This window comes from Halochromatium salexigens, from assembly GCF_016653295.1.
Classification (GTDB): domain Bacteria; phylum Pseudomonadota; class Gammaproteobacteria; order Chromatiales; family Chromatiaceae; genus Lamprobacter; species Lamprobacter salexigens.
Window position 1 is genome coordinate 1 of record NZ_NHSF01000081.1, and the last position, 11,189, is coordinate 11,189.

At 64.2% G+C, this 11,189-nt stretch carries 12 protein-coding genes; 6 read left to right on the forward strand and 6 right to left on the reverse strand.

The genetic code is table 11. The annotated features are described in order from the left end of the window. Nucleotides 1–199 (reverse strand): FAD-dependent oxidoreductase (locus CCR82_RS17250; protein WP_201247055.1); only part of this gene is annotated, 199 nt, incomplete at its 3' end. Between the two features lie 160 nt (nt 200–359). Further along, nucleotides 360–629 (reverse strand): HvfA family oxazolone/thioamide-modified RiPP metallophore, encoded by a 270-nt coding sequence (locus CCR82_RS17255; protein WP_201247056.1) that lies wholly within the window; start codon nt 627–629, stop codon nt 360–362. A gap of 262 nt (nt 630–891) precedes the next feature. Between CCR82_RS17255 and CCR82_RS17260 the strand changes: the two genes are divergently transcribed. The 3 genes from CCR82_RS17260 (at nt 892) to CCR82_RS17270 (ending at nt 4,093) form a co-directional block, all read left to right on the forward strand. Beyond that, the gene (locus CCR82_RS17260; protein ID WP_201247057.1) at nt 892–1,665 is read left to right on the forward strand and encodes a hypothetical protein; all 774 of its coding nucleotides are present in this window, start codon (nt 892–894) and stop codon (nt 1,663–1,665) included. Between the two features lie 90 nt (nt 1,666–1,755). Further along, on the forward strand, nt 1,756–2,322 hold the full coding sequence (locus CCR82_RS17265) for a carboxymuconolactone decarboxylase family protein (RefSeq protein ID WP_201247058.1): 567 nt from the start codon (nt 1,756–1,758) through the stop codon (nt 2,320–2,322). 238 nt (nt 2,323–2,560) lie between these two features. Further along, the gene (locus tag CCR82_RS17270) at nt 2,561–4,093 is read left to right on the forward strand and encodes a serine hydrolase domain-containing protein (protein ID WP_201247059.1); all 1,533 of its coding nucleotides are present in this window, start codon (nt 2,561–2,563) and stop codon (nt 4,091–4,093) included. A 144-nt stretch (nt 4,094–4,237) separates the two neighbouring features. Here the strand turns inward: CCR82_RS17270 and CCR82_RS17275 are convergent, their stop codons facing one another. Together CCR82_RS17275 and CCR82_RS17280 are read right to left on the reverse strand one after the other, a co-directional pair. Next, nucleotides 4,238–5,203, reverse strand: a complete 966-nt coding sequence (locus tag CCR82_RS17275) for a DUF3179 domain-containing protein (protein WP_201247060.1) — start codon at nt 5,201–5,203, stop codon at nt 4,238–4,240. 48 nt (nt 5,204–5,251) lie between these two features. Then, nucleotides 5,252–5,902: an HvfX family Cu-binding RiPP maturation protein gene (locus tag CCR82_RS17280; RefSeq protein WP_201247061.1), complete on the reverse strand. Its 651-nt coding sequence runs from the start codon at nt 5,900–5,902 to the stop codon at nt 5,252–5,254. A gap of 91 nt (nt 5,903–5,993) precedes the next feature. Between CCR82_RS17280 and CCR82_RS17285 the strand changes: the two genes are divergently transcribed. Together CCR82_RS17285 and CCR82_RS17290 are read left to right on the forward strand one after the other, a co-directional pair. After that, a complete protein-coding gene (locus CCR82_RS17285; protein ID WP_201247062.1) occupies nt 5,994–7,439 on the forward strand; it encodes a PAS domain S-box protein in 1,446 nt (481 codons plus the stop codon). A 30-nt stretch (nt 7,440–7,469) separates the two neighbouring features. Further along, entirely contained in the window at nt 7,470–8,360 is an 891-nt protein-coding gene (locus CCR82_RS17290) for a pirin family protein (RefSeq protein ID WP_201247063.1), read from the forward strand. 217 nt (nt 8,361–8,577) lie between these two features. Here the strand turns inward: CCR82_RS17290 and CCR82_RS17295 are convergent, their stop codons facing one another. Continuing rightward, nucleotides 8,578–9,159, reverse strand: a complete 582-nt coding sequence (locus CCR82_RS17295) for a YqiA/YcfP family alpha/beta fold hydrolase (RefSeq protein WP_201247064.1) — start codon at nt 9,157–9,159, stop codon at nt 8,578–8,580. Between the two features lie 165 nt (nt 9,160–9,324). Between CCR82_RS17295 and CCR82_RS17300 the strand changes: the two genes are divergently transcribed. Next, complete coding sequence (locus CCR82_RS17300; protein WP_201247065.1) at nt 9,325–10,410, forward strand: hypothetical protein; 1,086 nt, start codon at nt 9,325–9,327, stop codon at nt 10,408–10,410. Nucleotides 10,411–10,752: 342 nt separating this feature from the next. Here CCR82_RS17300 and CCR82_RS17305 read toward each other — a convergent pair. Further along, on the reverse strand, nt 10,753–11,189 hold a 437-nt coding region (locus tag CCR82_RS17305), incomplete at its 5' end, for an ISAs1 family transposase (protein ID WP_201247066.1).

Below are 11,189 nucleotides of genomic sequence, written 5' to 3' on the forward strand. Positions count from 1 at the left end.
GCACCGAAGCCCCGACCACCTCCGGCAGCAGCGGGTTATAGGTCAGATGGTTCTCGGCCGAGAGCAGATGGATCTCGGCCGAGCGCAGGTGTCGCTCGAGTGACTTGGCCGCGGTGGCGCCGGCGAAGCCGCCACCGATGATGATGATCTTGGGGCTGCGGTTGGGGTCCGTAATGGCAGGCGTTGATGCATCGGGCATGACGGGCTCCGGTTCGAGGAGACCTCGAGTGGACAATGTTGATCTGCGGCGGCGATGAATGCGCGCCGCAGACCGAGACCGGCGCCATGAACGGGGTAGAGGTCGGTGTTCATGGCGGCTTACTCAGAAGCGAGAGGCATCGGTCAGCTGTGCGCGGGCCTTAGCTACTGCCGCACTTGCCCTCGCCACACTTGCCTTCGCCACCATCCTTGGAGCCACACTGACCCTCGCCGCATTTGCCTTCGCCGTCCTCCTTGGAACCGCACTTGCCCTCGCCACAGCTGCCTTCGGCCAGCTGCAGATAGCCGCTCTCAAGCGGCTCGGTGACGAAAGGGTTGTCGCCGGCTTGCGCCAGATTGGCGACGCTCAGGGTGCCGACGAGGGTGGCGCCGGCCATCACGGCGGCTGAGGTGATGATCTGCTTGGACATGGAATCACTCCGAAAAGACATAAGGTGAGTAGGCTGACAGCCCTGGCGGCAGCCCCGGTCGGCTTGCACTGGGTCAGTGGCTCTCACTCGCTAAAGACCGCGGTGATGGGCTGAATCTTTCAGCCGCTGTTGATGGCGATGGGCTGGTCTCGCGCTCGGCCTGCGCGGAGGCGCGTGATCGCTGAAGGTGATGCTTTGATGAAGCCCTTAACGCGAACGTCCGGTCTTCACTCAGATGTTCGGCGAAGAAAGAGGAGTTGAGATGTTTGATCGCAGCAGCATGCGTCCCGGTGAGTGGCTGGTTTACGTATCCGTCGTGTTCCTGTTTGCCACCGCCTTGGGCCTTGAGTTGGTTGCACCAGAGCGACTGGAGACCGTTTACCTGGCAGAAGACGGCGTCCTCGAGTGGCTGATCGTGATCATCTTCGCCTTTCTGGCCGGGCTCTGCTTCTGGCGGGCGCTGCAACTGCGGCGGATGCGCTCAGGGGCCTTTGTCGGTGTCTCGGTGCTTCTGGGCTTGGCCTTCATCTTCGGCATCGGCGAAGAGCTCTCCTGGGGGCAGCGAATCTTCGGCATCGAGACACCCGGGCCACTGAAGCGCTATAACAAGCAGCAGGAGTTGAACATCCACAACCTCAAGGTCGGTCGGATCAACTTTAATCAATTGATCTTCGGCTGGCTGCTCTTCCTTGGTCTGGCGCTCTACCTCTTGGTGCTGCCTTGGCTGGCGGACCGTTACGCGCAGGTGCGCGCATGGGTCGATCACCTCGGTTTGCCGCTGGCAACCCGGCTGCAGGCACTCGCGTTTGTGCCGGTGCTCATCCTTCCCCAGCAGCTGCTGGCGTCGAAGGAGTCGGATGAGCTCGCCGAGGTCTGCGGGGCGCTGCTGTTGGTGGCGGTTTTCTGTTACGCGCGCAATCGATCCATCTACTCACCAATGCCAGGCGCGGGAATCGGTTCCCGCAGCACTGCCTCGCGCGCCGTCGCCCAGACTGCGCCTCTGGATCAGCCCTACCGCGGCTGGCCCCCTCGTTGAATCGCTGGCTGCAATAATGCTGCGCCTGCTCCGGTCCGTTCTCAGTAGATGACCGTTAGTGAGCATCCCAACCGAGCCCTGGAGAACAGTATGCAATCGCGCTTCCCCTATCACGATACAACCTCAGCGCCGCAGGACGCCGTGCCAGCGCTGACCGACGCCGAGCGCCAGTTCGGCATGCTGCCCAACCTGATGCGCAAGATGGCCAGCGCACCAGCGCTGCTAAAGGGCTACCTGGCCCAGGGTGAGCTGTTCGAGCAGACCTCGTTCTCGCCAGCCGAGCAACAGGTGGTGCTGCTGAGCGTCAGCCGCGAGAACCGCTGCGACTATTGTATGGGGGCGCACAGCGTGCTCGCGGACATGGCGGATGTGCCCAAGCAGGTGACCGATGCGCTGCGGGCGGGCCAACCCTTGCCTGATCCACGACTCGAGGCCCTGCGACGCTTCACCACCGCAGTGGTCGAGGCGCGGGGCTGGGTTGATGAGGCAGAGGTCGCCGCGTTTCAGGAGGCCGGCTACGACGCGCAGCAGGTCTTGGAGGTGGTGCTCGGGGTCGGCATGAAGACCCTGTCGAACTACACCAACCACATCGCCGGCACTGAGCTGGACGCCCCGTTTCAACATCGCGCCTGGCAGGCAAGCGATGCCGATCAATGAGCTGGCGAGGCGCACGCACACGACTTGCCCAACCGGTTCAGACGCCCGAGATCGATGGCCCTGCTAAAGGTAACCCGGATCTCAGCTGCTGAGACCAACCTCTCGAATCAGCCGGCCGGCCTCTGAGGCCGCTGCAAGCAACGCTGAGTCCAGGACGGGGCTCGGCGTTGTTCTTTGTCTTGGTTAGGTTTTGTTGTCTACACTGCGGGCATTGATTCGGCGATTCAGGCATCACCCCATGACGCCACCGGGACGACCCGCCCTGTTACTGCTCCTGGCCCTGAGTGCGATGGCTGCGGCCGAGCCCCAGCCTGAACCCGCGCCTGCGCCAATCCAGGGCGAGACCGAGGCCCTCATCGTCGAGGAGATGGCTCCTCTGCGCGAGGCGCTGGCACCCCTGATCCAGGCCGCGCAGTCCGACTACCAGATCCCCGGCCTGAGTCTGGCACTGGTGCGCCACGACCGCATCCTCTGGCTCGAGGGCTTCGGCCTCGCCGACCCCGAGCAGCAACGCCCGGCCCAGGCCCAGACCCGCTACCGCGCCGGCTCCTTGGCAAAACCGATCACCGCCTTGCTGGTTCTGGCCCAGCAGGCCCAAGGAATCATCGACATCGACCAGCCGGTCGGCTCGGCACTGCCGGGCTTTCGTCTCCAGAGCCGTTTCGATCAGACCGCGCAGCCGATCACCCTCCGCCAGCTCCTGAGTCATCATTCGGGGCTGCCGTCCGATCTGAACAAGGGCCTCTGGTCAGATGAGCCCTTCACCCAGGTGCGCGAGCGTTTACGGGATGAGTACGCCGCCTTTCCGCCGAACCTGATCTTCAACTACTCCAACCTCGGCTACAGCCTGCTTGGTCATCTGCTGCAGGTGGTCACACAGACGCCCTTCGCCGAGCACGCCCAGCAGGCCCTGTTCGAGCCGCTGGGCTTGTCGCGCACCCGCTTTGCCGCGCAGCCGACGTTCGATGACTCCTTGGCCATAGGCCACCGCAACGGCCAGCGCTTTGCGCCGCTGCCGCTGCGCGATCTGCCGGCGCAGGGCTTGGAGACCAGCGCCGCGGACATGGCGCGCCTGAGCATCGCGCTGCTCTGTACCACAGAGCCGACAGAGAGGCTCCCGGCCGAAGGCCATTTCGCGACCGATCTTGGTCTGATCGCGATCCAGCCACAGCAGGACAGTCTCTGCGCCTGCATGACCGGCGAGCAGCTCGACCTGATGCCCTATCCGCAGGGCTGGATTGGCGCTGCGCCATCGGATCAACGCAGCAACGCGTCCGAGACCGAGCCTGCGAGCCTGGGCAGCGCAAGCCTGCGCTTACTCCGCAAGCTGCGGCTGCAAACGCGCCGCATCGAAGGCCGCGAGGTGATGATCGCCGACACCCCGCAAGGTGAGCGCATTATCGGCGAAAAGGTGCCGCAGGAGCCGGTTCCACGCGCCTGGCGCGAGCGTCTCGGCTCCTGGCGCATCCTCAACCCAGACCCCGGCTTTCCGGTCACCGACCTCCAGCTCAAGCTCACCGACGGCAAGCTCTGCCTCAGCTATCGGATGCCGGTGCTCTCACCTGATCGGATTCAGGTGCCACTGCGCACGGTCACCAACGAGCGGGCGATCCTGCTTGGACTGGGGCGCACGCGCGGGGATTCGGTGCAGATGGTTGATCACGAGGGCCAGACGCGGCTGCGCTGGTCGGGGTATCTGGCTGAACCTGTTGGCCGTTCCGATGAAACAAAGGCTGCATCTGCCGGGATGACACTGGGCCAGGAACCTTAGCCGCCTCCATCACTGATCCACCGCTCGTTGGTGGGCCTGAGCGAGCTGATCGGCACATCAGGCTGCCACTCCCGGCGTTGATCAATCCCTTGAAGGAGGCGCAGTCCTGTGCCGATCTCGGACATTCGCACCGTTCACCGATGCTCAGTTCGCCCGATAGACCTCAGTCTCGGGGTGAAACGCATACCAAGCAAACCAGAACAGGGTCGTGGCTGGCAATGAATGCCCCTCCGCATCGAAGGCACGCGCACTGGGCTGTGCCCAATCGAAGTGCACCTCAATGGACTCACCGCCGAGCTGATCAGACACGCGGCCATCGGTCTGCGAGAGCTCCGCGAACGGATACGCCTTGAACTGTCCATTGACCTCAACCCCGAGCACCCGCTCCTTCGGGTGATAACGCTTGGAGCGCGCGCTCACAGGAAAGTAAAGCTCGCCATGGCTGCTATAGCCGCCATAGGGGGCTCGCTCATAGCTGCGGCGATAGCCGGTCTCGGTCGACAGCACCTGGGTCTGCGGATGGGCACGGCGCCAGGCGCCCCAAGTCGTGTGGGTCAGGGGCAGGGCGGTGAGCTTGCTCCCGGCCAAGGGACCGGCGATGGCCTGCTTGGCGATCTGACTCCAGAGGCTCTCGGTCTGACGGTCGTAGAGCAGCAGGTCGCTGTTGTAGAGCAGTCCGGAGACGCCGAAGTCGAGATTCCGTCCCGCCTGCTCGGCGCGGAACGCGATGCCTGAGCCGCACAGCGGGCAATAGGTGATGGCAATCGGCTCGCCCTCGATGCGGTCATTGACGATCTCATGCCAATCCATGATCTTGATCGGATAGGCCCGGACCTCGCCTTGATGGACCAGGCCCAGGACCTCGTCGTCACGCGCGAGAAAATCCACGGCCTCGGCCTCGACAAAGCGCGGCTGATCGATCGCCGGGATGCCATCCCGATCCGGCCCGCCGGCATGGATCTCAGCGACCGGGACCAGGCTGTTGTGCACCGCAAAGCCGTTGAGCTGTTGTGCCGTCGGTGCCGCATCCAGCAGCAGGCTGGCACTGAGGGTGACCAAACCGACGACGGCAAAGACGGCTGGGAGTACTGAACGGAGGCGTTGAGTCATGCGATGGCTCCTTGGCTCGTCAAGGTCGGATGGCGGGTTCAGATGGAATCAGGCGTGCGCGGTTGCGAACCTGGCCGCCGTCTGACCGGACCGGGCGCTGCGCCGATCCAGCCAACGCCCGATCCAATCATCGAGCGACAGGTAGCGCCCAGCGCCGATGAAGAACAGCGCCACCAGCATGATCAGGTAGGTCGCGGCGAACTCGATGCCATTGTTCAGGATCACCAGGCTGCCGTTCTCGGTCAGCCATTCATAGTTGCCATGCTCGCGCAGGATCTCCTTCGCCCGATCCAAACGCTCGACAGCGCCGATGGTGCGTTCGTTGGCGAACAACGAGCCACTGCCCTCGGCGATCGCCAGCCAGCCGTGCTGCCAGTGCACCGTCACCATCGCCACGATCATGGTCACGATCAACGGCACCGAGATCAGCCGCACGCCAAGGCCAACCACCAATAAGACCGCGCCAACCGTCTCGGTTGAAGCCGCCAGGAACGCCATCACCGTCGGAAAGGGTAGGCCCAAGCCCCAATCCGCATTGCCAAACCAGGCCACCGTGCTATCGAAGCTGGCGAACTTCTTGGTCCCCGCCATCCAGAAGATCGGCGCCAGATAGAGCCGCAACAGCAGCGGGGCGATGAAATCGACGCGCCGTGTGGCATCGAGTAGGCTGCGCGCCTGAGTCATAAGGTTGATGATCATGGGGACACTCCGATCGGGTTGCTAAGTCGCTGATCGCTGATAGCGAACAAGACCCGATCAGCGCGGTTGATCTTTCGCGGAGGATGGCAGGATGTCTGAAGCAAGTGAACCGAGTGCGCTGCCCACACGGGAGCAGGCCGCTGAGCCGGCGCACCCACTGCGCAAGATCTTCGACCACGCCAACGATGCGATCCTGCTGATCGACCCCGAGCGCGATCGCATCCTCGAGGCCAATACCCAGGCCTCGCGCCTGCTCGGCTACGACCCGGCCGAGCTCACCCGCGATGTGCGCATCTCCAACGTGCATCCGCACGAGATGGAGCGCCTGCGCCAGTTCGCCCAAGACGTCAAGACCCGCGGCCAGGGCTGGACCGACGAGCTCAGCTGTATGCGCAAGGACGGCCTGCGGCTGCCCTCCGAGATCTCCGCCTCGGTGGTCCAGGTCGACGGGCGCGACTGCATCGTCGCCATGGTGCGTGACGTCTCCGCACGCAAGGCCGCCGAAGCGGCATTACGCCGCAGCGAAGCCCGTTTCCGGGCCTTTGTCGAGAACGCCGGCGACGGCTTCTTCCTGGTCGCCAGTGATGGACGCATCCTCGACACCAACAGCCGGGCCGCCGAGATGCTCGGCTATCAGCATGCTGAGCAGCTGGTCGGCTGCTCGGTGCTCGAGATCGACGCCGGCCTGACGCCAGAGACCTTCGCGCAGCTGCTCGCCGAACTCGAGATCGACCAGCCCAAGCTGCTCGAGAGCCGGCATCGACGCCGCGACGGTTCGGTCTTCCCCAGCGAGGTCAGCCTCTGTGCCCACGGCGAGGCGCAGGCGCCGAGCTACATCGCCCTGCTGCGCGACGTCAGCCAGCGCAAGAGCGCCGAGGCGGCCATCGCCCGCTTGGCCGAGATGGGCGAGTTCGCGGCAATGATGGTGCACCAGATCCGCAATCCGCTCTCGACCCTGCGCATGGCGCTCGATTATCTCGGCAGACAGGCGCTCACCGAGGCGGCGCGCAAACGGCTCAACCTGGCCCAGCGCGAGTCCGATCGGCTCGGCCGGCTGCTCGAGGATGTCTTGGCCTATGCCGGCCGTCGCACCGTCTCACCCGAGCCGGTGGCGCTCGATGCGCTGATTCAGGCGCTGCTGCCATCGCTGCAAGCGCTGCCGAGTGTTGCCGATCGCCGGCTGCAGGTCGACTTGGGGTTGCCGGAGACCGAGATCCAAGCCGATCCGGCGCAGTTGCGCGAGGTCCTGATCAACCTCGTCGTCAATGCCTGCGAGGCGGTGGCGGCCGGCGATCAGGTGTCCCTGCGCACCGCTCGGCAGCCTGGCACCGCGAGCCCGATGATCGAGGTGCGCAATGGTGGCGCGCCGATCCCGCCGGAGGTGCTGGCGCGTATCGGTCAGCCGTTCTTCTCGACCAAGGATGCCGGCAATGGCCTGGGGGTGGCCTATGTGCGGCGGGTGGCCGCGGCGCATCACTGGGCGTTTTCGCTCGAATCGACAGCAGATGCTGGGACTGTTGCGCGGTTGCTGCTGTAGCCCAACCATGTTGGCCCCATCGAGATTGCCATGACAGCAACACAACAATCCGCCGATCACCCGGTCGAGACGGTCCTGCGCTCGCGCGGCGTCGAACGATTGGTCATTGGCCAGCCGACCAGCGATGGCGCTGGCGTCAAGCTCACCCGGGTGCTGACCCAGTCCTTGCAGCGGCGGCTTGATCCGTTTCTGCTGCTGGACAACTTCGACAGCGATCAGGCTGATGACTACATTGCCGGTTTCCCCGAGCATCCGCATCGCGGCTTCGAGACTGTCACCTACATGATCAACGGGCGCATGCGTCACCGCGACAGTGCCGGCCACGAAGGACGGGTCGGGCCTGGCGGCGTGCAATGGATGACGGCCGGTCGCGGCCTCATCCACTCCGAGATCCCGGAGCAGCAAGCCGGGCTGATGGAGGGCTTTCAGCTCTGGCTGAATCTTCCAGCACGCGACAAGCTGCGAGCGCCCTGGTATCGCGACCTCCAGGCTACCGAGCTGCCAGGCTTTACAACCGAAGCCGGTGCCGAGGTGGTGCTGATCGCCGGTGAGAGTCATGGCCTGTGCGGGGCGGTGACGCGCCCGGTGACCGAGCCGCTGATCCTGGATCTGCACCTGAGCCCGGGCGGCTACTTTGCACAAGCCTTGGCTGCCGATCGCAATGCCTTCGTCTATGTCTATCGCGGCGAATTGAAGATTGCGGGGAACCGTGTGCCGCGCAAGCAGATGGCGATCCTGGACAACCCTGCCGACAGCGATGGCGTGTTGGTCGAGGCGACTGAGGGCGAGACCCGCGCCCTGTTAATCGCCGGCCGTCCCCTGAACGAACCCATCGTGCAGCACGGGCCGTTCGTGATGAACAGTCGTCAAGAGATCAATCAGGCGGTGTTGGACTTTCAGGCTGGGCGTTTGGAGCGCTGATGTCAGCGCCGACTGCTGTGATCCGCTGATCGATTGATGCAGAAGGGGATGCAGGGATGCCTGGCAACCAGACGGACGCCGCCCGAGTGACTGCTGGCGAGGTCAACCATTGTTCGATAGAACCGCGCCAATGCCCAAGCAGTCCGCTCGCTATCGGGCTCGACAGCTCGGCGCACTAGCGCTGCCAACGCTCTTGCACGACAGCGCAGCTTGAGCATCAGTTGGGCCTTTCGCTGACCCTTGTGATGAAATCCGCCAGCCTGTCGGCATAGTCCTCGGTATTCGCCAACTCATGGCCGCCACGCGGAAGCACCAGGATCTCACCGCCAACAGCCAGCGCCTGAGTCTCCTGCGCGTCGACTACCTCATCATCCTTCGCGACCACGATCAGACCCGGCACCATCATCTCCTCTGGCTCCTCCTCATAGGCCCGATAGGCGAGGGCATCAGCCGCAGTCCAGTCGAAGCTCGCATCGACATCAAAGCGTTGCAAGCGGCCCGGATAACGCGCCAGTGTTGCCGACGGGCGCAGGGCCGGATTCAAACCGATCCAGGGGTGGCCTTGCCGAGCACCCAGGTAACGCGCCCAAAACCCGCCCAGGCTACTGCCGACCAACAGGTCGGGCACGGGCGAGCGGTTCAACGCCGTCTCGGCCGCGCGCAGATAATCTTCAGGCCGATAGCCGCCCTGCGTCGCCAGACAACGGACCTCATGGCCGAGTGCATGCAGCAGATCGATCTTGGGGCTCTTGGGCTTCGGCCCGCTGGCAAAGCCGTGCAGATAGAGGATCAGGGCCATGGTCAAGACTCCGGTTACAGGGGAGAACAGCGGTGACGGTGGCTTGGCAGACGCTAGGGCTGCAGCGTCGGCGCGTTCTGCAGCATCACCGGCGCAATCTGCGGCATCATGCCGGCTTTGACGCACCTGGCTCAAATCGCTATCGCTTATCCAATCCGGCCGCCCATGATTGACCCCATCCAAAAGCCTGCCTATCACTGGCTGCTGCATCCAGACAGCGCCCGTGCGGTGGCCGACTACCGCCAGCAACTGGCCGAGCAGGGGATGGCCCAGGCCGGTGCCTACCTGCGAGAGCAACTGAGTGATCAAGCCCCCGACAGCCTCAGCGAGGACGCCTTCCTCGAGCACCTGATCAACACCAAACGCCCGCTGATCTTCGCCGAGTCGGCGGTCTATGGCGATGGGCGCGACTGGTCGCCGACGGAGCTGTCGCTGCTTGGCGATCTGGGTGTTGCTGTGCCAGTTCGGATCTTCGACGATGGGCGCCATCACCGTCCAGCCGTGCATCCCGAGCCGCTTTCGGGAACCCTCCTGTTCATCCCTGGAGCCCTGCTGCGCAATGGTCGCGGCTGTGTGCCGGCGGATTGGTCGGCGGTGACGCGAGACGATCAGCTCGACCCGGTCGGCTACCGCGCCGTCTACGAACGCCGCCTGCTGCCGCTGCTGCGCTACGCGGATCGCGATGCCGCCGAACGCGGGCAGGCGGCCCTGATCACCGTTCCCGGACTCGGCTGCGGTCAGTTCGCTGGTCCCTTCGCTGGGAGGCTCGGCGAGCAGCTCAAGCAGGCCCTGATCGCACTGCTCGAGCGTCATGCCGCGCAGCTCCCGCACATCCGCCTGATCTACTTCGATCCCTACAGCGAATGCCACAATGAACGCCATGCGTTTGGATCACTCTCACTGCGCGTGCGCCCGCTACTGCAGGGCAATGTCGAGCGTCCACAGCTCTGTGCGCCGAGCGCCTATGCCGAGCCCGGTGATGACCTCAGCGACTGTCGGCTCTACAGCATCGTCGCCTGGGATCAGGTCTCCTGGCCCGGTAACGATTACTGGGGCGGCGCACGGATGACCGACGACGGGGTCAAGGCTGCCGCGAGCGATCTGATGCGCGCCATCACTGGGATCGAAGGCGCTTATGATGCACGGGCGAGTGGTTATCAGCCACCAGCGCCCTATCCGACCTGGGAGGCCTTGGTACAGGATCAGAATACGCAGCTGCAGTTGGTCGATCGGCTGCAGATCCTCGGCTGATCGGGTGCGTGCGTGTTCAGTCCTGCAGGTCCGCCGCTTCGACTCAGCGGCGCTGTCCTCTCACAGCGACACCGCCCGGCGCTCTGAAGAGAGATTGCATGCGCACGACAACAGAGGTCAACAAGCCGCTCCAGGTGATCGATCTGCAACACATCCGCAAAGCCTTGGCAGACAGAGACGATCGGGCCATGATCTCAGTCCGTTCAGCCGCGTCTTGTGGCCGATGACACCCCGACCACCAGCAACCCTCTCACCACCCGAGGAACGCCGCATGTCCGCTCAGACCACCTACCTGGTCCCCAAGCGCAGCCGTCCGACCTGGTCCCCGGCAGGGCAATCGCATCAAGCTTTGCCAATATTAGGATTGCTTGATACTCCTGTTTTCTCCTTGTTCTCGGGCCACTCAAAGAGCAGTTTTTCCAGGTAATCCTCGTTGCAAGCGGCCTTCAAGCATTTGTTCTTCAGCCCCACCTTGGTGTCATCATTCTTCAGTCGTGAGAGCGCGAGGTGACGCAGCACGGCGAGGTTCTCACGCGCCACCGGCTGGCGCACACGGCACTCATCCTCGCGAAAGGCGATGTCGAGAGTCCAATGCAAGCCGTTTTCAACGCCCCAGTGGCCGCGCACGGCGTGGGCAAAACGGGTCGCGCTGGTGCCGATGCTGCCGATGAAATACCGGGTTTCGATCGCGACCTGGCCGTCGACCTCGCGGCGCGTGTCGACCAGGCCGATCATGTTCATCCCCTCCCACAACTTGCTGCGGGGCACCCCGGAGAGAT